Genomic DNA, 22,250 nt, shown 5'->3' with positions numbered 1-22,250 from the left:
CTGGAGTGCGTTCTGCGCCATCGGCCGCCAGAGCCTGGCCCCCTGGAGTGCGTTCCGCGCCATCAGCAGCCATCGTCTGCCGGTAGTCCGAAGCCTGGGTAAAGAAATGGTCCGGTTGCTGGCTCGGCAAGGCGAAGGCACTGGTGCTCAGGGCGAAGGCGGTAGCGGCGAACAAGGTGCTGAAAGTTTTCATGGTAAGACTCCGGTCATATCAAGGTTGAGTGCCGGGTCATTCAGATGTCGTCATCTGCTGAACCCGTTGCAGCGCGACGGTGGTCTTGCTGCATGGGTTCAGATTAGGGACGGGGAAGGGGTGATCGTTAGACGGATACTGTCCTGGATTTGCCTGATCCTGTTTGTGTGTCGGAATCAGGCGCTGCTGGCTTGCTGCGCCTGGGCTCGCAGGCGAGCGATGTCCTTGCTCGGAGATGCGCCAAATAGACGGCTGTACTCCCGGCTGAACTGCGACGGGCTTTCATAGCCCATCTTGTAGCCGATTGACGAAACGTCGCTGTTTTTCTCCAACAGCAACCGCCGTGCTTCCTGCAAGCGCAGTTGTTTCTGATACTGCAACGGGCTCATGGCGGTGACGGCTTTGAAGCGATGATGCAGCGCCGAAGGGCTGAGATTGATCATTTGCGCCAAGCTATCGATGCTCAGCGGCTCGGTGTAATGAGTATTGAGCCACTCGATGGCGCGACTGATGCGATGGGCCTGGGTGTCCGGGATGGCGATCTCATGCAAGCGCTGGCCTTGAGCGCCGCGCAGCAGACGGTAGAAAATCTCCTGCTGGGCCAGAGGAGCCAAGGTGGCTATGTCGTCTGGACTCTCCAGCAATCGCAGCAGGCGCAACACCGCGTCGAGTAGCGGCGCATCAATGCGGTCCAGGAACAGCCCACGGCCGGCCTGTTGAGCGGGTACTCCAATAGGGCTGGCGTCTGCGATCAGGCGGCAGATCTGTGCCGGCTCGATGTCCAGGCGAATGCACAGGTAAGGACGCTCGGGGCTGGCTTCGATGACCTGTCCGGCCAGTGGCAGTGTGACCGAGACCACCAGGTAATTGAGTGGATCATAGACGTAGCACTCATCCGCCAGCCGTACTTCCTTGCTCCCCTCGATGATCACGCACAGGCCCGGCTTGTGCACGACATGCAGGGCATCGGTTGGCTGGTCGCTGCGAATCAGGTTCAAGGTGCCGATGGCCGTGGGGAATACCCCATTTTTTGGCGCAAAACGTTTCATCAGCGCCGCCAGCTCGGCGCGGCGCTGGTTGACGCTGTCGTCTGGCGCAATCTGTATGGACGTGGATACCGACATGCCAATCAATCTCCCTGGCCAAATAAATGGATCGCGCTAGTAGAACCTATTGCGCGGCCGGCAGCCATAGTCGGTTCTATCGCTACAGGATCGTGCAAGCGCGCAGGAGGATCCGGCTAACCCCGCCATCGGCTGCCTCCTTAATCTGGACCTGTCAAAACGCTCCCTTAGGGGGCGAACACACCCAGACGAGGAAACCATCATGTCCGATATCCAAAACAAAGTAGTCGTGATTACCGGTGCCAGCAGCGGGATTGGCGAAGCCGCAGCACGTCTGCTGGCCGCTCGCGGTGCCCGTGTTGTACTTGGCGCGCGGCGCGTCGATCGTCTGCAAGCGCTGGTCCAGGAGCTCGAAGCCTCTGGCCAGCAGGCGGTCTGCAAGGCCGTAGACGTGACCCGTCGCGACGATGTCCAGAGCCTGATCGACTTCGCCGTCGAGCGTTTCGGCAAGGTGGATGTGATCATCAACAACGCCGGCGTCATGCCGCTCTCCAAACTTGAGGCGCTGAAAGTCGACGAGTGGGATCGGATGATCGACGTCAACATCCGTGGGGTGCTTCATGGCATCGCGGCCGGCCTGCCATTGATGCAGCGTCAGCGCAGCGGCCAGTTCATCAACATTGCGTCCATTGGGGCCTACGCCGTCAGCCCCACCGCCGCTGTGTATTGCGCCACCAAGTATGCCGTGCGGGCCATTTCCGAAGGGTTGCGCCAGGAGGTCGGCGGTGATGTGCGGGTGACGGTGATTGCGCCCGGCGTGACCGAATCGGAACTGGCCGAGAGTATTTCCGATGAAGGGGGACGCGCCGAAATGCGCGAGTTCCGCAGGATCGCCATACCCGCCGAGGCCATTGCCCGGGCAATTGCCTATGCCATCGAGCAACCAGCGGATGTGGACGTCAGCGAACTGATCGTCCGGCCAACCGCCAGCCCATTCTGAATCGACCAGACCGACAGGAGATGCTCCCATGAGAAAAACATCGGGTGACCAGGACAAATTTGTCGGCCTGTGGGTGACGGCCGATGGCGTGATCCGCCATCGGCTGCTGCCGGGGGGACGTTATGACGAAGCGCGAGGTTCGCGTGAGCGTGCATACCAGGGCGACTATTGGTTGCAGGACGATCATATCGAGTACCACGACGACACCGGGTTTACCGCCGACGGGGATTTTCGTGATGGCGTGCTTTATCACGCAGGGATGGTCTTGTATCGCCAGGAGGAGTGAGGCACACGGCGATATGGGGTGGCGAGGGAATGAATCCCCTCGCCACAGGTTTTACCGATCGTTACGCCAATTCCAACCGCGCCGCAGCACGCTGGGTGATCTGCGAGCGTACCCGGAACGACTCCGCCGCGCGCCGTTTGGCTTCCTCCAGTATTTGCGCTGGCGCGGTGTCCGGGCAGCCGGCGTCGAAGGGTGGGGCCGGGGCATATTCGAGTTGCAGCTGGACCAGTTCGGCGGTGTCCTGATCGAACAATTCAGCCGCCAGGGTCAAGGCAAAATCGATTCCGGCGGTGATACCGCCACCGGTGATCAATTTGCCGTCACGCACTACGCGGTCCTTGATCGGGGTTGCGCCCAGGGTGGACAGCAAACTGTGGTAGGCCCAATGGGTGGTGGCTCGTTTCCCTTGCAACAGGCCCGCCGCACCGAGCACCAGCGCCCCCGTGCACACTGACGTGATGTATTGCGCTTGGCTGGCCTGGCGCTTGATGAACGCCAGCGTCTGCTCGTCTTCCATCAACGGGCCAACGCCACTGCCACCGGGGACGCAGATCACGTCCAGCTTCGGGCAGTCTTCGAACGTGGTGGTGGGCAACAACACCAGCCCGGTGCTGGAGGTGACCGGCACCAGGTCTTTCCAGATCAGGTGTACCTTTACGTCCGGCAACGAGGCCAACACGTCATAAGGGCCGGTAAGGTCCAGCTGTTGGACCTGGGGGAATAACAGCAAACCGATCTGCAATGTCATGGCGCTTCTCCTTTGGATAATGCCCGGGGGGTGGACGGTTCTACTTTAGGTCCGTAGGCTCTGGCGCATACGCCAATAAGCCCACGAATTACGCCAACATGCCCAATCCACCGAAAACCGTTCATGTACTGGCTTTTGCCAACGTGCAAGTGCTCGATGTCACCGGGCCTTTGCAGGTATTTGCTTCGGCCAACGATATGGCCCGTCAGCGAGGCCTGCCATTGCCGTACGCGCCGACGGTGATCGCCGCCGGCGGTGGCGCGGTGGTGTCTTCGGCGGGTTTGGCGTTGATGGCCGAGCCGTTGCCGACCGAAGGCAGCGACACCTTGTTGATCGCTGGCGGCTGGGGTGTGTACGAGGCGGCGAAGGACCCGACGCTGGTGGCCTGGGTCAAAGACCAAGGCCAGCGTTCGCGGCGAGTGGCCTCGGTGTGCACCGGGGCGTTCCTGCTGGCCGCCAGCGGTTGGCTGGACGGGCGTCGGGTGGTTACCCACTGGACGCGTTGCGAACAACTGGCCGAGCAGCATCCGCAACTACGTGTCGAGCCCAATCCGATTTTCATCAACGATGGCCCGGTCTGGACCTCGGCCGGGGTGACGGCGGGCATCGACCTGGCCCTGGCGCTGGTGGAAGACGACCTGGGTCGCGCCGTGGCCCTGGAGGTCGCCCGGCAGTTGGTGGTGTTCCTCAAGCGGCCGGGCGGGCAATCGCAGTTCAGCGTGACCTTGTCGCTACAGAATCAGGGCAGCCGTTTTGACGAACTGCACGCCTGGATCGCCGAAAACCTCACCCAGGACCTGGGCCTGCCCAACCTGGCTGCCCAGGCGGGCATGAGCGAACGCAGTTTTGTCCGTCACTATCGCGCCGAGACCGGCCAGACCCCGGCGCGGGCGGTGGAATTGATTCGTGTGGAAACCGCCCGCCGCCTGTTGTCCGACACCGGCGTGCCGATCAAGCGGGTGGCAGTGCAATGTGGCTTCGGCAGTGAAGAAACCCTGCGCCGCAGTTTCCTGCGGGCCATGGGGGTGACGCCCCAGGCGTATCGCGAGCGTTTCGCTGTCAGCCTTCAAGCAGATCCAGCAGTGCCTTGATCGTGGCCTCGGGGGCCTCTTGGGGAATGTTGTGACCCACGCCGCTCAGCAGTCGACGCTCGTACGGACCGCTGAAGTGCCTGGCGTCTTCATCCTGTTCAGGGGCTGGTCCCACGCCGTCGTCGGCTCCGCACAGGGAAATACTGGGCACGCTGATGTCCGGTTGCGCCGTGAGCTGTTCCTCCATCCATTCAAGGGTCGGATCCCCCGGCGCGTACAGGAACCGATGGCGGTAGGAATGAATCACCACGTCGACGAAGTCCGGGTTGTCGAAAGAGGGCGCGCTGAGTGGATACAGCTCTGCGCCGCGCTTCCAGGTCGGTGACCACAGGCGCCAGAGCCACTCACACAACTCACGTCGGTTCTGCCTCAGGCCTTCCACGCCCCGGGCGGTATGGAAATAATACTGGTACCACAAGCGATGTTCCGTCTGCGGGTCCAGCGGTTGGGTTGACCGGGGAATATCCTGCAGGTTGTAGCCATCGCCGGTGACCAGGCAGCGCACGCGCTCGGGCCACAGCGCCGCCACGATGCACGCCGCTCGGCCGCCCCAGTCGTAGCCGCATAGCGCTGCCTGGGGGATGTTGAGTGCATGCATCATGTCCAACAGGTCCTGGGCCAGCGCGGCTTGCTGGCCGGAACGCATGATCGCCGGGTTGTTGAACCGGGTCGGGCCATAGCCGCGCAGGTAGGGCACGATGACCCGGTAGCCACGCAGGGCCAAGACCGGCGCGACTTCATCGAAGGCCCTGGGATCATAAGGAAAGCCGTGCAGCAGAATGACCGGCTCGCCGCTGGCGGGACCGTGCTCTTCATAGGCGATGCGCAGCAGTGGCGTTACTGCGAAACTGATCTTGGGATCCTGGTTCATGTCGGCCTCCGGCAGCGCCCGGTTGCGCTCAGGCGGGTTCCTGATTCACGTATTTGGCCCGATCTGGCGTGAACGTCACGATCATCTTCGTGCTGGTGCAGGTCAGTGTGCGTTCCTGGGACAAGTCGATGTCCAGGTCTTCACCGCGCAAGCCTTGCCATTGGGCGAGGTATTTTAGACAGCCGAATTTTTCGCTTTTCTTCAGGCTGCGGCTGACCCCGCCTTTCCAACCCAGCACCGGCAACTCACCGGCCCGGCAACGTTGCGCCAGCTCCGGGAATTTCGTCGCCCGGTCGCGGCCGATTTCCCAACACTTGATCAAGCCCTTGTCCTGGCCTTCCCAGAGGTCTTCCCGGGTCAGGCCGGTACGGGGCGGGGTGTCGATGGTGCGTTTCACGTAGGTCATGCCTGATCCTTGAGTCGGGTTTTTATCGGGCAGCTCCGCTGCACCCGTGAGAGCATCGATCTTAGGAGGGGTTTGGGGGACTGGCAACCTGAAAGGCCCCATGACGATGAATGGGCCGAATGCCCCTGGTACTTGTGTGTTCCTACAGAAAAGTTCGGGAACAAGAAATTTCTGACGAGTCGCGGCGGTTGTCGGTTAGGAAGCAGTGGAGATAGGCTCTGCCGGTCGCTGCAAAATCAGCGACCGGGCTTGGTCGTCCGGGTTTAGAATGGCGCACAATGCCGCGCAAGCGGCTGTCTGCTTTATGGCTGGCTGTGCGTGGGAGGGCTTCGGGCCCTGCCGGGTTTCCATTCCCTGGTCGACCAACCTGCGTACAGTTCGCCACCCTCTGCTTGGTCGCGGAAATGGCGAGCTCCACATTTGAATGGAGTTTCACAGTGGTCAAAATTACCCCCAATCCGCCCAAGGCCGAAAATCTCTCTGCCTACACAAACCTTGATTCAAGAAAACTTCGTGAGGCCGCCGATCGTGCGCTGAGCGTGCATCTCTCTCCAACAACCGAAGCTAAATCCGACACCCACGACGGCCAGGTCTTTTCGGTGGTTCCGGGCATCAATACCGAATCGGTGTTGACCAGCCTCAGCGAAACCCTGGCGTCGGCCAATGCGATGGCCAATGACCTGGCGTTCGAACTGGAAGGGTCCCGGCGGCATGTGGCGTTGGGTATTCAGCAGTTGATTGAGTTGGGTACGTTGCTGGCCAATCGTGCGCTGGATGACATCGAGCCAGCGGCCTGACATATCGCTTTTGTGGCGAGGGGATTTATCCCCGCTGGGCTGCGTAGCAGCCCACATCAGGCTCACCCCGATCAAGCTGACACACCGAACTGGCAGTTTTGGGGCTGCTGCGCTGCCCAGCGGGGATAAATCCCCTCGCCACAAGGCGGTGTTCACTCGAGGGTGGCGTCAGTCTGGCTCATGGCTGCCAGTTGTTCTTCTCCCCACTCAACTTGCGATCCAGGAAACTCGCCGCGCTGATCAACGCCAGATGGCTCAGGGCCTGTGGTGTGTTGCCCAGGTGATAACCGTGGCCGTCGAACTCTTCGGCGTATAGGCCCAGCGGATTGGCGTAGCGCAGCAATTGTTCGAATTCCAGTTGGGCTTTTTCCACACGGCCGGCACGGGCCAGGCATTCGACGTACCAGAACGAGCAGGCAACGAACGAACCCTCGGTGCCGCTGAGGCCATCGATGGGGTCAGCGTCGTTGCGGTAGCGATACACCATACCATCACGCACCAGATGCTTTTCGATGGCGTCGAGGGTGGACAGCCAACGTGGGTCCTGGGCGCTGACAAAGCGCACCAGCGGCATCAACAGCATCGAGCCATCAAGGGCGGTGCTGCCCAGGCGCTGGACGAAATGCTGGCGTTCCTCGTTCCAGAAACGGGTCCAGATGTCTTTGTAGATGGCCTGGCGAGTCTCGTCCCAGCGGCTGAACGGCGCGGGCAGGGAGCGTTTGCCAGCGAGACGGATGGCACGGTCGACGGCCACCCAGCACATGAGGCGCGAATGCAGGAAATCCTGTTTATCGCCGCGCATTTCCCAGATCCCCACATCCTGGTCCTGCCAGATTTCGCACACTTGGTCGATCACGTCGACGGTGTGTTTCCAACCCTGGTGGGAAATGGCTTCGCCGTACTTGTTGACCAGGTACACCGCGTCCATCAATTCGCCGTAGATGTCCAGTTGCACTTGCTCGTAGGCCAGGTTGCCGATGCGCACCGGCTGCGCATTTCCGAAGCCGCTCAGGTGCGTCAGCTCGGTTTCCGGCAATTCCTGCCTGCCGTCGAGGCCGTACAGGATGTTGAGTTTGACCGGCTGTGCGCAGCAATCGCTGACCCGGCTGCGCATCCAGCGCATGTAGGCGTTAGCCTCTTCGACGAAGCCCAGGCGCATGAACGCGTAGACGGTGAACGAGGCGTCGCGGATCCAGGTGTAGCGGTAATCCCAGTTGCGCTCGCCGCCGCGTGTTTCCGGCAGGCCGAAGGTGGCGGCAGCCAGGATGGCGCCGTGTTTGCGCGAGGTCAGCAGCTTCAGCGCGAGGGCGGAGCGGTTGACCGTTTCTCGCCAGCGCCCCCGGTAATTGGACTGGCCGATCCAACCTCGCCAGAACGCTAACGTCCGTTCCAGGCATATCGCGCTGACATTGTCCTGAAGCCTGGGGTCGTCGATGTCCCCCAACAGGAACTCGGCGCTATGGCCTTCCTGCAGGGTGAATTCAGCCACCGCCGCGTTGCCGTCCAGGGTCATGGCCTGGTCTGAACGCAGGCGCAGGCTCGGTTGCCCCTGCGCCTTGAAGCACACGTGGGCGCCTTCCAGATGCGCGGTGGTGGTCGCCCGGGCGTAGTCATGGCGCACCGCGCAGCGCATGCGAAACGTCGCGTGGCCGACCGCCATGTGCACCTTGCGCATCAGCACCGGCAAGTCATCCTCGGTGTCGCCGATGGGCAACAGGTCGGTGATTTCCACCACCACGCCGTCGCTCAGCCAGCGGGTTTGCAGCACGTTGGTATCGGGCAGGTAGATCTGCTGGCGCCGGGCGTCCGGCAGGTCGGGGCAGATCTGGAAAACGCCCGCCTGCGGGGTGTCCAGTAATGAACAGAAGATCGAGGGGCTGTCGAATTCCGGCCAGCAGAAAAAGTCGACGCTTCCCCGGTCGTTGACCAGCGCGGCACTGCGCATGTCGCCGATGATGCCGTGGTTTTCAATGGGGCTCTGTGGTTCGTCATGGTCAGCCATTGTCGCGAAACCCCGGATAAAGGCTCATCCCGCCATCGATGAACAGCGTGGTGCCTACCACATAATCGGAAAGGTCCGACGCCAGCCAGACCACTGCGTTGGCAACATCCTCGACGTCGCCAATGCGCCCGTAAGGAATCAGCTCCAGCAGCTTTTGCCCCTGTTCGTCTTCGGTGACCTCACGGTTGATGGCGGTGCGGATGGCGCCAGGGGCGATGCTGTTGATGCGGATGCGCTGGTGACTGGTTTCCTGGGCCAGGCTCTGCATCAACAGGTCGATGCCGCCCTTGGACGCCGCGTAGTTGACGTGCCCTGCCCAGGGGATGCGCTGGTGGACCGAACTCATGTGGATGATTTTTCCGGCTGCCCGGGAAACGCCCTGGCGAATGCCCTGGCGGTTGAAGATCCGCAGCGCGGCACGGGCGCAGAGGAACTGGCCGGTGAGGTTGACGCCGATCACGGTATTCCAGTCGTCCAGGCTCATGTCGACGGCGGCGGCGTCTTTTTGCAGGCCGGAGTTGGCGACCAGGATGTCCAGCGTACCGAAAGCCTCCAGAGTCTGGGTGAACAGCCGCTCGACCTCTGGTTCCTGGGACACATCGGCGCCGAGGGCGATGGCGCGTCCGCCGTTCTCATTGATCTCGTGGGCCAGCGCTTCGGCCGAGGCCGCGTTGGAATGGTAATTGAGCACCACGGCGGCACCGGCGGCGGCCAGAGCCCTGGCCGAGCCCGCGCCGATGCCGGAGCTGGCGCCGGTGACGAGGGCAACTTGTTGCGCGAGGGAAATCTGCATGGGCTTAGCACCTTGAACTGAGGGCCTTACCTGCTGACTGGCGCGGGGCCTGCAGAGTTCAGTTGGGGGAGGCGGTCTTCATGTTCCTCCGGGCTTGCCCCCTACGCGGCTTCCTCGCGCGTCGCAACCATGAACACCCGTGGAAACGGTAGCAGCACCGTACCATCGTCCAGGGCCGGGTAGGCCTGTTCGATGGCGCGGAGGTACTGCTCCAGGTACTGCGCACGCTGCCCCTCGTCCAATGGGTCGAGAAACGGCCGCAAACCGCTGCCCTTGAACCACTCCACCACACCCGCGGCGCCGCCGGCCAATGGGTGATGGTAGGTGGTGCGCCATACATCGACGCGGCTGCAATGGGGCTTCAGGATCGAATAATACGTGCTGGCGTCGGCCACTTCCGTGCGGGTATCGGCCGCCCCGGCCAATAGGTGGGCCCAGGGACCGCTGGCGGCAATATCGCGCATCAAGCGGTGGGACGGCTGATGGAGCGTGTCGGGCATCTGGATCGCCAAGGTGCCGCCCGGCGCGAGTTTGTTCACCAGCGACGGCAGCAGGCTGGCGTGGTCGGGCAGCCATTGCAGCACGGCGTTGGCGAAGATCACATCGAATGGCCCGGGCTCGTCCCATTGGCCGATATCGGCGATGTCGAACGCCACGGCGGGCAGGCGCTGGCGAGCCGCGTCGACCATGTCGCCGGAACTGTCCAGGCCGCGCACCGTTGCCCCGTTGAAATGCTCCACCAACAGTTCCGTGGAGTTGCCGGGGCCGCAACCCAGGTCGATCACCGAGCGCGCTTCCAAAGGAGGAATGGCGGCCAGCAGGTCCCGGGCAGGGCGGGTGCGTTCCTGTTCAAACGTGACGTATTGCCGGGCGGACCAGCTCATGGCGTTCTCCTTTGTCGGATCGAAGGGCGGCGGATCGAATCGGGTCGCGGCAGTATAAAGGCCAAGGGGGATGAGGCGCGCACCTGTTAGTTCTTACAGCAGACAGGCCGGTTGACCCGGAATACATTGCTCAATGACATAAGGGCATCCGTAAAGGAGTCATTGAATGGAAACCAGCAAGGGCATCCTGATTACATTGACCGAGAAAACCGGCCAGATCTACCGTGCGGTAGAGATCGATTTCGTGACGCGTATGGTTGGCTTCGTCGATGACGACCCTGACAACGAGTTCCGCGACTCGATCATCTCGTCCTACAGCGTGCGTGTCTTCAGGACGACGCCAGGAGGGCCGTTCGACAAGGTTTCGGCGCATGGCGATATCGATGGTGATCACGATGTGGACGCCGATGACAGGCAGGCGTTGATTGACCTCGCCATCGCAGCGAGCAAGATTCCGGCGCCGACCTGACCGGGAACCGAACGCGGGTCTGAACCTATCAGCCGCTTCCCCTGACCCGATATGAAAACAATAGGTGTCGGGGCCGACTTCGCCAGGCGAAAAACCTGATTCAGATGATGCTGCTTCTACGCACGGGCCTGGTGGCGCTGTTGCTGGGCTCATTGAGTGTGGCGCCACAGGTTGGCGCAGCCCCCGAATCGCTGCACGTGCTCGGGCGCTCCCATGTGGATGACTATTCAGTGTCCCTGGATGAGGCCGACCGGGGCTGGTTACGGCAGAAGGGCAGGTTGTGGGTCGGCGCCTCGGCACCGGATTACTCACCGTTCAGCATCACCGGTAATGGCAACGATTATGAGGGGCTGACCGCCGACTATGTCCAGTTGCTCGGGCAGTTGCTGCAGGTCGAGGTGCAAGTGCGGCGGTACCCGTCCCGTACCGAATCGCTCCAGGCGCTGCACAGCGGTGAGATCGACTTGCTGGGTACCGCCAACGGCTTCGAAGCCGATGACCCGGAATTGATCATGTCCCAGGCGTACGCCGATGACTTGCCCACCCTCGTGGCGCGCATTGATGACAGCCAGGACTTGCCCCCGGACCTGGCGGGCAAACGGTTGGCGATGCTGTACCACTATTTGCCGCCGGCCAAGGTCGAGGCGTTCTATCCCGATGCCACCTTGCAGTTGTATCCCTCGACCTTGAGTGCCATTGGCGCAGTGGCGTTCGGTCAGGCCGATGCCTACCTGGGGGATTCGATCAGTGCCAACTACCTGATCAGCAAGAACTACCTGAACAATATCCAACTGGCGGATTTTTCCCGCATGGAGGTGCAGCCGTTCGCCTTCGCGATCAAACGTGACAATCCGCGCTTGTTGCGCATCGTCGATGCCGCCCTGCAAGCAATCCCTACCGGTGAACGCATGAGCATCCTGCGGCGCTGGAGTGCTGGTGGCGCCAGCATGCCGGGGCAGCAGGCGCTGCATTTCAGCGTCAATGAACAGCGTTGGCTGGATGCGCATCCGCGGATCACGGTGGCCGTCAACGAACATTTCCCACCGCTGACGTTCGTCGATGACCAGGACCATGTTCGCGGTATCAGCGCCGATGTGCTGGCCAGGATCAGCTTGCGTACCGGCCTGAAGTTCAATCTCCAGCGGGGCAGTTCGCTTGATGGCCTGATCGAGCAGGTCAGGAGCGGCCAGGCCGATGTCCTGGCGGCGGCGCCGGTGACCCCTGAGTTCGAGGATGTCTTGCGCTTTACCCGACCGTACCTGAGCACGCCATTCGTGTTGGTGACGCCGCGCCAGGCCAAGGTCCCTCTGACCCTGGACCAGATGGACGACAAGCGACTGGCGCTGGCGCGGAGCAATGTGTTGCGTGAGTACCTGCTGGAGCAGTACCCCCGCGTGCAGTGGGTTCCGGCGCAAGACACCGCCGATGTCATGGCCATGGTCGCCGCCGGCACGGTGGACGGCGCGGTCAATTCGCTGATCAGCGCCCGTTACCTGATTTCGCGGCAGTACCGTGACAGGCTGCAGATCACCAGCACCGTGGGCACCTTGCCGGCGCGTGTGGCCCTGGCGACCCGGCGGGATGCACTGGAGCTGCATTCGATTCTGGACAAGGCACTGCTGAGCATCTCCCCCGAAGAAATGGACGAGCTGACCAATCGCTGGCGCAGTGAAGTGGTGATCGACGACAGCTACTGGCTGCGTAACCGCACCACCATCATCCAGGGGTTTACCATCGCCGCGCTGTCGCTGCTGCTGACCCTGGGCTGGGTCGTTTACTTGCGTCGGCTGCTGGAGCAGCTACGTGTCGCCAAGGAAAGCGCCGACGACGCCAATCGGGCCAAGACCACCTTCGTGGCGACCATGAGCCACGAAATCCGCACGCCGATGAATGCGTTGATCGGCATGTTGGAACTGGCCCTGAAAAAAGCCGACCAGGGCATCGTGGACCGGGTTGCCATCGAAGTCGCTTCCGATGCGGCCCAGGGGTTGCTCGGTTTGATCGGTGACATCCTGGACATTGCTCGTATCGAGTCGGGGCGATTGTCCCTGGCACCGGAGCGGGCCAACCTGGCGCAGTTGGTCGAGTCTGTGGCGCGGATGTTCGAAGGTCTGGCCCGGCAGAAACACCTGAGCCTGCAACTGGATCTGGACGCGGCGATTGATAAGGATGTCCTGATCGATCCCTTGCGCTTCAAGCAGATCGTGTCGAACCTGCTGAGCAACGCGATCAAATTCACCGATCAAGGCCAGGTACGCCTGAGCGCGCAAGCTGTCCCGGGCCCTGACGACAACCGCCTGGGCATTCGCCTGCGGGTCGAAGACACCGGCAGCGGGATTTCCCTGCAGGACCAGCAACGCCTGTTCAGCCCCTTCATCCAAGCCGACAATAATCGCCAGTCCGCGCGAAGCGGTTCCGGGCTGGGGCTGGTGATCAGCCGCACCCTGTGCGAAATGATGGGTGGCACCCTGGCGTTGAGCAGTGTGCCAGGGGCGGGCACGCAGATCGAGATCCTGCTGCGCCTGCCCGTGCTCGACGCCCAGGTGCAAGCACCAGCGGCCGAGGTCGAGGCGCCGGTGCCGGCCCAGGCCCTGGACATCCTGGTAATCGATGACCATCCGGCCAATCGCCTGCTGTTGTCCCGACAGCTGAGTTACCTGGGGCACCGGGTCCAGGAGGCCGGGGACGGTGTGCAGGGATTGCAGGCCTGGCGCGCGGCACATTTCGATGCGGTGATCACCGACTGCAACATGCCATTGATGAGCGGCTATGAACTGGCTCGTACCATTCGCGACGAAGAGCGGGCCCAAGGGCTGTCGCGGGGGGTGATCCTTGGGTTCACGGCCAATGCCCAGCCCGAGGAAAAGGATCGCTGCATCGACGCCGGAATGGACGACTGCTTGTTCAAGCCTATCGGCCTCAAGGAGCTGCAGGCACGCCTGGGGTCGCTCAGCGCGCCGCCTGACGAGGAGAGCGCCGTTGCGTCGACCGGCAATTTCGACCTGACCAGCCTCGAACAACTGACCGGGGGCGACACCGTCTCGATCAAAAAGCTGCTGAACGAACTGGTTAACGCCAATGCCGGCGACAAGGTGCGACTCATCGACATGTTCACCCGACACGATGTATCCGGACTCGCGGACCTGGCGCACCGGATCAAGGGCGGTGCGCGGATCATCCAGGCGCAAGGCCTGGTCGCTGCCTGTGAGGCGCTGGAGAACGCCTGCCGAAGCGCCGACGGCGTGTCGCTTGCCAACGCGGTGGGTGACCTGCGCCAGGCCATGGATCTGCTCACCGAACAATTGGAGAGCCATGTGACGAGGGCGCTTGCTTCCCCTGACCACCCACGGGAATGACTTCCTACAACCGAGTGTCGAGGAGGGCTTTTTCCGACTGTTTTTAGGACTCGTCCTACAGCGCCCCTCAAAAGCTTCCTCTAGCCTGACGCCCCTTAACGTTTACGAGTCGGTTCACACCCGTCGCGTTGTCATTGGGATGCCCGTCATGCCGAATAAAGCACTACGTATCATGATTGCCGATACAGACCATTCTCATCGAATGAAGCTTGAGTATCTGTTCAACCAACAGGGCTATTTCCGGATTGCGCCCGTGAGCAGTGCGCAGGAGCTGATGACCTTGATGGCGTTCGGCATCGAGCCGTTCGACCTGCTGGTCGTCGATGCCTGCCTGGCGGAAGGGGCTCTGGACCTGCTGGGTTTCTTCCTCGATAACCCGCAGGTGCGCCATGGAATGATCTACAACGCGCAGCAGGCCGGCCTTCTGTCGGTCCCTGTCGCGCGGCGGGCAAGCGTGCAATTGCATCCTGCGCCGCTGCCTGATCTCGCGGCGCTGGCGCGCCTGATGACACGGGTCGATCCGGCGGAGTGTGAGGTGCCCCGTCCCTGGAGTCGTCCCCTCAGGCACAGCCACGGCGGTTGATCCTGACCATTGGTCGGCACTGTCAGACCTGACAGGTGGCCCGGCCTGTCGCTTGTGCAAGAGTCCGCTGCAGCATGGCATCGGCGTTGTTTGTATTCATCTGGGGAGTTGCCTTGAAAGACGTGTTGATCGTGGATGACCACCCTGTCATACGGGGGGCATTGCGGCTGATTTGCCAGAACGAAGGGTTTACCCAGATCAGGGACGCCAATGGCGTGCTCGATGCCAGGGCCCTGATCAAGGAGCGTACGCCGGAGCTGGTGATCCTGGATCTGGTGATGAACGGTTTCGATGGCCTGGACTTGCTGGTCTGGATCATGGCCCAGCACCCCGAGTGCGGCGTGCTGGTGTTTACGTCCCAGGATGCGCAACACTTCTGCAACCGCTGCATCTCGGCTGGGGCCAGGGGCTTCGTGACCAAGAAAAGCGACCTGAAGGAGCTGACCAAGGCCATTCATGCCTTGAAGTCCGGTTATTCCTATTTTCCCCAGATGCCCGTCAGGCTGGATTTCCAGCAGCGCACCGAACAGCAGGCCCTGGAAAGCCTTTCAACCCGCGAATTATCCATCCTGCGAATGCTGTCCATGGGCATGCGTGGCAAGGATGTCGCCGAATCCCTGTACCTGAGCCCGAAAACCGTGAGTACCTACAAGACCCGGCTGCTGGAAAAGCTTGGCCTGAAGACCCTGGTGGGCTTGTCGGATTTCGCCAAGCGCAATCACCTCTGAGCCTTGGCTTCTCCCTGTGGGAGCGAGCCTGCTCGCGATGAACGATAATGCGGTCCGCGAATAGACCGTGCTGACCGCATCGCGAGCAGGCTCGCTCCCACATGAAGCTGCGCTACGCCATATCACTCTGGCTGAATTCCTCGGCCAGAAAATCGATCAACGTCCGCACCGACGGCAACAACCCGCGGCGTGACGCGAAGATCGCGTGGACGATCCCGCATTTCGGTGCCCAGCCCGGTACCAACTCCACCAGTTGCCCAGCCGCCAGGTCATCGCGGACCAGCACGTGGGGCAGGTGGGCAATGCCGATTCCCGCCAGGGCCGCCTGGCGCAGGACCAGCAAATCGTCGGTGACCATGCGTGGCGCGTGGCGGATCAGCGCGCTGGCGCCGTCCGGCCCCGACAACTCCCATTGATATTCCCGTTGCGCCGCCCCCCAGTGCAGGCTGGGCAAACCGTTGAGATCGGCCGGGGACGCTGGGGAGGACAGGCGCTCCCGAAAAATCGGGCTGCCCACCAGGCATTGGGTGCTCTTGCCCAGCACTTTCATCACCATGTCGGTGTCCTCCAGCGGCGGGAAGCGCACCCGCAAGGCGATATCGAACCCTTCGTGAATCAGGTCGACCCGGCGGTTAGTGCTCTCGATGAACAACTCCACCCGTGGGTAACGGATCATGTAGCGGGTCAGCATCGGTCCGACCCAGCTGTTGAGCAACGCCGTCGGACAACTGATGCGCACCAGCCCCTGGGGTTCGGAGCGGTTGCGTTCGATTACTTCGGCGGCGCTCTCGGCCTCGACCCGCATCGCCAGGCAACGCTGGTAATAGGCCTGACCGATTTCCGTCAACGAACAATGCCGGCTGGTGCGATGGATCAGCCGCACGCCCAGGCGCTCCTCCAGTTGTGCGATGCGTCGGCTGAGCTTGGACTTGGGCATGTCCAGCGCCCGGCCGGCAGCAGCGAAACCGTGGTGTTCGACCACCTGGGTGAAGTAATACAGCGTGTTCAGGTCTTCGATGATCGTTCTCCAGATAGAACGCTAAGGCCGATTTTTGCAGTCTAGTGCACCAAAGGTCTCAGTTTTAATCTGTACCCATCGAATCGCAACACCTGATTGGGAGACGCAGCATGAAAAAGCTCATTGGCCTCTACACCAGCCCGCGGCCCCATTGGGTCGGCGACGGCTTCCCGGTACGCACGCTGTTTTCCTACGACAATCTGGGCAAGCACATCAGCCCGTTCCTGCTGCTGGACCACGCGGCCCCAAACGAATTCACCCCCACCACTGAGCGTCGCGGTGTCGGCCAGCACCCGCATCGGGGCTTCGAAACTGTGACCATCGTTTACCAGGGCGAACTGGAACACCGGGATTCCACCGGCAGCGGCGGCAAGATCGGTCCGGGCGACGTGCAATGGATGACCGCCGCTTCCGGGATCATCCATGAAGAGTTTCATTCCGAAGCCTTCGCCCGCCAGGGTGGGTTCATGGAAATGGTTCAGCTATGGGTCAACTTGCCCGCCAAGGACAAGATGGCCCCGGCCGGCTACCAGACGCTGCTCAAGAATGACATTCCGAACATTGAACTGAAGGACGACGCCGGCAGACTGCGCCTGATCGCCGGGACCTTCGAGGGGCAACAAGGCCCGGCGAAGACCTTCACACCCATCGATGTCTGGGATATCCGCTTGAACGCCGGCAAGAGCCTGACCCTCGACCTGCACGAAGGCCGCAACACGGCCCTGGTGGTGTTACATGGCACAGTCCAGGCCAACGGCCGCGAGCGGATCGAGGCCGGGCAACTGGCGCTGTTCGACCGGGCCGGCGACCAGTTGACCCTGCACGCCAATAACGACGCAGTGGTGCTGTTGCTCAGCGGCGAGCCCATCGACGAACCCATCGTCGGCCATGGCCCGTTCGTGATGAACAGCGAGCAGGAAATCCACCAGGCCTTCAACGATTTCCACTCCGGACGGTTCGGCCAGATGGACGCTTGATTGCTGTTCCCTGTGGGAGCGAGCCTGCTCGCGATAGCGGTCCGCCAGTTGCTGAAGCGTTGACGGATCAACCGACATCGCGAGCAGGCTCGATCCCACATGGGGTGTGCTGATTCCACGGCGTGTTCATCTGTGCCAATCTTCTCGCCAATGGCCTTCCTGGAGCTGTCCCATGCTGTCTCTGATCACCAATCACCCGCTGCTCTGCGCCCTGGTGCTGCTTGTGCTCGACATGCTGTTGTGGCGACTGGTCAATGCGCAGCGGTCCTATTGGAAAATAGGCGGGCGGCTGGTGATTTTTTCATTGTTCAGCATGCTGCTGTTCAATGAAGGCCTCAACCCCATGGAGCCGGCACAGTGGGTCGACGATGTACCGCGGCACCTGGCGGCCACCGGTTTGCAGATCGCCTGGTGGCTGTTCGCTGCACGGACCCTGACGGTGCTGATCGGCGCGGCGATGATGCAACGGGTCGGTCATACCGGGCGGCTGTTGCAGGATCTGCTCGGTGCGGTGATCTTCCTGATCGCCGTGATTGCCGCGCTGGCCTATGTCCTGGATCTGCCGGTCAAGGGGGTGCTGGCGACGTCCGGCGCGATGGCGATCATCGTCGGCCTGGCCTTGCAAAGCACCCTCAGCGACGTGTTCTCCGGCATCGTGCTTAACACCACCAAGCCTTATCAGCTCGATGACTGGATCTCCATCGACGGCACCGAGGGCCGGGTCACCGACATCGACTGGCGTGCCACGCGTTTGCAGACCGCCCAGGGCAGCATGGCGGTGATTCCCAACTCGTTGGCGGCCAAGGCCAAGGTCATCAACTTCAGCCGGCCCAGCGATGTGCACGGGTTGGCCATCAGCGTTCAGATCAGCCCCCACGCCCGGCCACAGAAAGTGATCGAGGCGCTGGAGCGCGCCATGATCGGCTGCCGCGCCTTGCTCGCTGTCCCGGCCCCTTGCGTAACGCTGAAAAGTTCCAGCAGCGCCGGGGCGGAATATGAAATCAGCGGTTTCGTTGCCACGCGAGCCCAGAAGCGCGAGGTCCGCAATCAACTCTTCGACCTGGCGTTCCGGCACCTGCGGGCGTCGGGGATCAGTCTCCTGTCCGACAGCGAAAGCGCCTCGGCCAGCGGTTCGTCACGACCCCGGGCGTTGCTGGACAGCTCGAGCATTTTCTCGACGTTGCGCCAGGAAGAGAAAGAGACCTTCAGCCAGAACATGACCCTGCAGACCTTTCGCGCGGGGGAGATGATTCTGCCGGCCGGCGAGGTCAGCGATCATTTGTTCATCATCGAGTCCGGCGTGGTCAGCGTGACCATGGTGCGCAACGGCCAAGTGTTCGAAGGTGGGCGCATGGGGCCGGGGGAAGTGATTGGCGAAGCCGGCATCATTTCCGACCTGGCCGCGCTGGCAAACTTTTCGGCCAAGACGTTCTGCACCCTTTATCGCATCGAGAAGGACTACCTCAAGCCTTGCCTCGACGCCCGTCACGACATCAACGACGCCATGAAGAACCTGTTGGATGTACGGATGAACCTCGCCCAGAACCTGATCCGCGAAGCTCCCAAGCCGGTGGCCAAGAAACGCTTCCTGCACTGGTTGCGCAGCCGGGCCTGAACAACCTGCCCATTGGTCACTCGAACTTCCCAATAATTGGCTATTTGTACCGCGCCAGCCTGGGGCTAACGTAGCGCCACACCCCATTGTTCTGGAGCACACCATGCAACCGCGTATCGATTTCTACACTGCTTCCCCCGACGCCTTCAAAGCCATGCTGGCCCTGGAGAACGCTGTCATGAAACTGGGCCTGGAGAAGTCCCTGCTCGAACTGGTCAAGCTGCGTTCCTCACAAATCAACGGCTGTGCCTTCTGCATCGACATGCACACCGCCGATGCCCGCAAGGACGGCGAGACGGAGCGTCGCCTGTACGCCGTGACCGCTTGGCGCGAAGCTCCGTTCTTCACCCCTCGCGAGCGCGCCGCGCTGGCCTGGACCGAAGCCCTGACCCGCCTGAGCGACACCCATGCGCCGGACGCCGACTATGAACTGCTGAACGAGCATTTCAACCCCAAGGAAATGGTCGACCTGACCGTCGCCATCAACGCCATCAACGGCTGGAACCGCCTGGCAGTGGGCTTCCGTAAGATGCCCGAGGCGTGAAGCGTCCATAGACGCTCGAAATACCTTTGGGAGCCTGCTTGCTCGCGAAAGTGAAGTGTCTGTTACAAAGATGTTGAATGTGCAGCCGTCTTCGCCGGCAAGCCCGGCTTCCACAGGGGCAGGTGGCGTATGCAAATGCCGCGTACACCCGAATCCAAGGTGGGAGCGAGCCTGCTTGCGAAGGCGTTGCATCAGTCGACTTCGATAGCGGTTGATACCACGCCTTCCGGGGGGGCGAGCAGCACGAGCCTATCTGCACCGGACAGCCGCGCGACATTGCAGTGGGTGGCCATCGGGGCGAAGACCGACGGGGCGCCACAAAGGCTTCGGTGACATTCAGACTTTCAGGATCTTTCCACTGGCCGCCACCCCCACCAGCGACAACGCCAACAGTCCGAAGGCCACGCTCAGGCTGCTGCCATGGGCAATAAACCCGATCAGCGCCGGACCGGCGAGGATGCCGGCGTAGCCGATAGTGGTGATGGCCGGCACGGCAATCGCTTCGGGCATCAAGGTCTGCTTGCCGACGGCGGTGTACAACACCGGCACGATGTTCGAACAGCCAGCTCCCACCAACGCGTAACCCAACAGCGCCGCCTGCCACATCGGCGCCAGGGTGGCCAGCAGGAAACCGAGTGCGGCCGTGGTGCCGCCATAGATGATCACCCGTCGGGCGCCCAGGCGATGCACCACCGCATCGCCGGTCAGGCGGCCGACGGTCATGGTCAGCGCGAATGCGGCATAACCCAGCCCGGCGTAGGCGGTCTCGACCCCGCGCTCGGAGGCGAGGAACACTGCGCTCCAGTCCAACACCGCCCCTTCGGCGAGGAACACGATGAAGCACAGGATGCCGATAAACAACACCACGCCGTGGGGAACGGCGAACGCCGGGCCCGAGCTTTCACTGCCGTAAGGCAGCAAGTGCGGCGCCGCCTTGAACAGCGCCACCAGCAGCAGCCCGTTGACCACCAGCGTCGCGCCCAGTGGCGACAGCCCGAGGCCGAGCAAGGCGCTGACGCCGGCCGCGCCAATGATCCCGCCGAGGCTGAACATGCCATGGAAGCCCGACATCATGGTCTTGCCACTGGCCCGCTCGACGATCACCGCTTGCAGGTTCACGGTCGAGTCCACCGTACCGAGCCCGGCGCCGAACAGGAACAACGCGGCCACCAGCCAGGGTAACGTGCTCATCGTCGCCAGCAAAGGCAACGCCAGGCAGATCAGGAGTGTGCCACCGCTCAACACCCGCCGGCAGCCAAGCCGCGCCGCCAGTGCGCCGGAAATCGGCATCGCCAGGATCGACCCTACCCCCAGGCACAACAGCAGCAGGCCGAGGGTGCCTTCATCCAGGTTCGCCCGCACCTTGGCGTAAGGCACCAGTGGCGCCCAGGCGGCAATGCCGACGCCGGCGATGAGATAGGCGATGCGGGTGGACATCTGTTCCAGGCGTCCGGGAACAAACGTGGGTGGGGGCGTGATGGCAGTCATGAATCGTCCTTGGTTTTGCGATGCTGTGATGCAGGTGGGAACCCTATGCTGGCATATCCACTGACCTCACGGCGACCTCTAGGTGCCGACCGAGGGTGCTGCATCGCGAGCAAGCTTTGCTCCCACGGGCCAGGGCAGCATACAGTGGCGCCCTTGCTGGCTGATTCCGGACCCGATTCATGACGCAGTTCTATGATGCACGCGGCAATATCTATGGTGTCGTTTCACCGCAACAGGTCCGTGCCCAAGGTGTGGACCTGCCGCCATCGGCGGCCCAGGCGGCACAGGCCCGTGAGTCCTGGGCAGCGGCTGCGGTGCATGGGTTTTGCGCCTGGGCGCCGGGTGAGAAACCACCGGGCGCCAAGGCTCATCGCAGCGACGGGCTGCTGATCGGACCGTTCCAGGACGAACCGCCCTTCGACGTGTTGATCGTCAACACCGACGGTACCCTGGCCGAGCGCAGTGGCAACGGCTTGACGATTTTTTCCCATGCCCTGCAGGCGCAAGGCTTGATGCCGGGAGAGGACGACTGTGTGTTGCAGGTTCATCACGACAAACACGAAGGCTCGTCGCCGCTGCAAACGTCGGTTCGGGCCGCTGAGTTCGAAGGCACGCAGGGCTTCTGGCTGAACCTGGGACAACCGCTGTTCGGGCCGCTGGCCGTCGCTGCCCAAACGACGGAAAGCGTGCGCTTCAATCAGCGTGAAGTCAGCCGAGTGGCGGGGCTTCATGCGTTGAACCCGGCGTGGGGCAACAGTCAGTTCGTGAGCATGGGCAATCCCCATTGCGTGACGTTGGTGGACAGCGCCGAAGCGCTGCCGAGCAATGCACAGATGCGCGCCCCGGCACTTTCCCAAAGTTTGACCCGTATCGCTTATGCCGCGCCCGGTGGCGCCGGGATTCCATGCCCGGCGGGGGTGAACCTGCAATGGGCCTGGCTCGAGGCCGAAGGACGGATCGCCGCCCGCGTGTTTGAGCGGGGCGAAGGACCGACCGCTTCTTCCGGCACCAGCGCCAGTGCGGTGGCCAGCGCCGCGTGGCGGGTGGGTTGGGTGAAAGCAGGGCCGGTGAGTGTGGTGATGCCGGGGGGGACGGCGCCGATCCTGCTGACAGAGGCGGGCGGGGAGCTGGTGCGGGTCAGTTTGTTTGGGACGGCTCGGCTTCTTTAGCATCCTGCGGTGCGGCTGATGACGCTATCGCGAGCAGGCTCGCTCCCACAGGGGGATGCGGCGGACACAAAAGGTATGGCCGCTGAAGATCCAATGTGGGAGCGAGCCTGCTCGCGACAGCGTCGGGCCAGCCACCTCACGGTCAACGGCCAGACCGCTATCGTCGGC

21 protein-coding genes and 1 pseudogene are annotated in these 22,250 nt (G+C 62.4%); 12 read left to right on the top strand and 10 right to left on the bottom strand.

Annotated features, from left to right (window positions below; all coding sequences use genetic code 11):
• Positions 1-193: pseudogene (locus tag ACODTO_RS25210) on the bottom strand (hypothetical protein); the annotation flags it as partial.
• A 176-nt stretch (positions 194-369) separates the two neighbouring features.
• Positions 370-1,317: an AraC family transcriptional regulator gene (locus ACODTO_RS25205; protein WP_489107234.1), complete on the bottom strand. Its 948-nt coding sequence runs from the start codon at positions 1,315-1,317 to the stop codon at positions 370-372.
• A 202-nt stretch (positions 1,318-1,519) separates the two neighbouring features.
• Here ACODTO_RS25205 and ACODTO_RS25200 point away from each other — a divergent pair, with 202 nt between their 5' ends.
• Entirely contained in the window at positions 1,520-2,257 is a 738-nt protein-coding gene (locus ACODTO_RS25200) for an SDR family oxidoreductase (protein ID WP_175363709.1), read from the top strand.
• Between the two features lie 28 nt (positions 2,258-2,285).
• Positions 2,286-2,543, top strand: a complete 258-nt coding sequence (locus ACODTO_RS25195; protein WP_489107233.1) for an Atu4866 domain-containing protein — start codon at positions 2,286-2,288, stop codon at positions 2,541-2,543.
• Positions 2,544-2,604: 61 nt separating this feature from the next.
• Here ACODTO_RS25195 and inhA read toward each other — a convergent pair whose 3' ends face one another.
• Complete coding sequence (inhA, locus tag ACODTO_RS25190; RefSeq protein ID WP_489107232.1) at positions 2,605-3,291, bottom strand: isonitrile hydratase; 687 nt, start codon at positions 3,289-3,291, stop codon at positions 2,605-2,607.
• A 98-nt stretch (positions 3,292-3,389) separates the two neighbouring features.
• Between inhA and ACODTO_RS25185 the strand changes: the two genes are divergently transcribed.
• On the top strand, positions 3,390-4,382 hold the full coding sequence (locus ACODTO_RS25185) for a GlxA family transcriptional regulator (protein WP_139644672.1): 993 nt from the start codon (positions 3,390-3,392) through the stop codon (positions 4,380-4,382).
• Here the strand turns inward: ACODTO_RS25185 and ACODTO_RS25180 are convergent.
• A complete protein-coding gene (locus ACODTO_RS25180) occupies positions 4,351-5,253 on the bottom strand; it encodes an alpha/beta fold hydrolase (RefSeq protein ID WP_489107231.1) in 903 nt (300 codons plus the stop codon). The genes ACODTO_RS25185 and ACODTO_RS25180 overlap by 32 nt on opposite strands.
• A 28-nt stretch (positions 5,254-5,281) precedes the next feature.
• Entirely contained in the window at positions 5,282-5,659 is a 378-nt protein-coding gene (locus tag ACODTO_RS25175) for a hypothetical protein (RefSeq protein ID WP_489107230.1), read from the bottom strand.
• 437 nt (positions 5,660-6,096) lie between these two features.
• On the opposite strand from ACODTO_RS25175, the gene ACODTO_RS25170 reads away from it, so the two are divergent.
• Positions 6,097-6,456, top strand: a complete 360-nt coding sequence (locus ACODTO_RS25170; protein WP_489107236.1) for a DUF6124 family protein — start codon at positions 6,097-6,099, stop codon at positions 6,454-6,456.
• A 178-nt stretch (positions 6,457-6,634) separates the two neighbouring features.
• Here ACODTO_RS25170 and ACODTO_RS25165 read toward each other — a convergent pair whose 3' ends face one another.
• The 3 genes from ACODTO_RS25165 to tam form a co-directional block, all read right to left on the bottom strand.
• The gene (locus ACODTO_RS25165; RefSeq protein ID WP_489107229.1) at positions 6,635-8,458 is read right to left on the bottom strand and encodes a glycoside hydrolase family 15 protein; all 1,824 of its coding nucleotides are present in this window, start codon (positions 8,456-8,458) and stop codon (positions 6,635-6,637) included.
• The gene (locus ACODTO_RS25160) at positions 8,451-9,251 is read right to left on the bottom strand and encodes an SDR family oxidoreductase (protein WP_489107228.1); all 801 of its coding nucleotides are present in this window, start codon (positions 9,249-9,251) and stop codon (positions 8,451-8,453) included. Before ACODTO_RS25160 ends, ACODTO_RS25165 begins: the two co-directional genes overlap by 8 nt.
• 101 nt (positions 9,252-9,352) lie before the next feature.
• Positions 9,353-10,135, bottom strand: coding sequence for a trans-aconitate 2-methyltransferase (tam, locus tag ACODTO_RS25155; protein ID WP_139644660.1), 783 nt, complete (start codon positions 10,133-10,135; stop codon positions 9,353-9,355).
• A 166-nt stretch (positions 10,136-10,301) separates the two neighbouring features.
• On the opposite strand from tam, the gene ACODTO_RS25150 reads away from it, so the two are divergent.
• The 4 genes from ACODTO_RS25150 (at position 10,302) to ACODTO_RS25135 (ending at position 15,271) form a co-directional block, all read left to right on the top strand.
• Positions 10,302-10,604 carry a hypothetical protein gene (locus tag ACODTO_RS25150; protein WP_139644658.1) on the top strand — a complete coding sequence of 101 codons (303 nt, stop codon included), beginning with the start codon at positions 10,302-10,304 and terminating at the stop codon, positions 10,602-10,604.
• Between the two features lie 104 nt (positions 10,605-10,708).
• Positions 10,709-13,960 carry a transporter substrate-binding domain-containing protein gene (locus tag ACODTO_RS25145; RefSeq protein ID WP_489107227.1) on the top strand — a complete coding sequence of 1,084 codons (3,252 nt, stop codon included), beginning with the start codon at positions 10,709-10,711 and terminating at the stop codon, positions 13,958-13,960.
• 148 nt (positions 13,961-14,108) lie between these two features.
• Entirely contained in the window at positions 14,109-14,543 is a 435-nt protein-coding gene (locus ACODTO_RS25140) for an ANTAR domain-containing protein (RefSeq protein WP_175386780.1), read from the top strand.
• Positions 14,544-14,656: 113 nt separating this feature from the next.
• The gene (locus ACODTO_RS25135) at positions 14,657-15,271 is read left to right on the top strand and encodes a response regulator transcription factor (RefSeq protein ID WP_139644702.1); all 615 of its coding nucleotides are present in this window, start codon (positions 14,657-14,659) and stop codon (positions 15,269-15,271) included.
• 112 nt (positions 15,272-15,383) lie between these two features.
• Here ACODTO_RS25135 and ACODTO_RS25130 read toward each other — a convergent pair whose 3' ends face one another.
• The gene (locus ACODTO_RS25130) at positions 15,384-16,292 is read right to left on the bottom strand and encodes a LysR family transcriptional regulator (RefSeq protein WP_175386785.1); all 909 of its coding nucleotides are present in this window, start codon (positions 16,290-16,292) and stop codon (positions 15,384-15,386) included.
• Positions 16,293-16,399: 107 nt separating this feature from the next.
• Here ACODTO_RS25130 and ACODTO_RS25125 point away from each other — a divergent pair, with 107 nt between their 5' ends.
• The 3 genes from ACODTO_RS25125 to ACODTO_RS25115 all read left to right on the top strand — a co-directional run bounded on the left by ACODTO_RS25125 (position 16,400) and on the right by ACODTO_RS25115 (position 19,425).
• Positions 16,400-17,266: a pirin family protein gene (locus ACODTO_RS25125; protein ID WP_139644651.1), complete on the top strand. Its 867-nt coding sequence runs from the start codon at positions 16,400-16,402 to the stop codon at positions 17,264-17,266.
• Between the two features lie 172 nt (positions 17,267-17,438).
• The gene (locus ACODTO_RS25120; protein ID WP_139644649.1) at positions 17,439-18,881 is read left to right on the top strand and encodes a mechanosensitive ion channel family protein; all 1,443 of its coding nucleotides are present in this window, start codon (positions 17,439-17,441) and stop codon (positions 18,879-18,881) included.
• A gap of 103 nt (positions 18,882-18,984) precedes the next feature.
• A complete protein-coding gene (locus ACODTO_RS25115; protein WP_041020941.1) occupies positions 18,985-19,425 on the top strand; it encodes a carboxymuconolactone decarboxylase family protein in 441 nt (146 codons plus the stop codon).
• 336 nt (positions 19,426-19,761) lie between these two features.
• Here ACODTO_RS25115 and ACODTO_RS25110 read toward each other — a convergent pair whose 3' ends face one another.
• On the bottom strand, positions 19,762-20,913 hold the full coding sequence (locus ACODTO_RS25110) for an MFS transporter (protein WP_489107226.1): 1,152 nt from the start codon (positions 20,911-20,913) through the stop codon (positions 19,762-19,764).
• A gap of 179 nt (positions 20,914-21,092) precedes the next feature.
• Here ACODTO_RS25110 and ACODTO_RS25105 point away from each other — a divergent pair, with 179 nt between their 5' ends.
• On the top strand, positions 21,093-22,082 hold the full coding sequence (locus tag ACODTO_RS25105; RefSeq protein ID WP_489107225.1) for a diaminopimelate epimerase: 990 nt from the start codon (positions 21,093-21,095) through the stop codon (positions 22,080-22,082).
• Positions 22,083-22,250 lie beyond the last annotated feature (168 nt).

The sequence above is a fragment of the Pseudomonas sp. FG13 genome (genome assembly GCF_057809755.1).
This window is presented reverse-complemented; position numbering and strand designations above follow the sequence as displayed.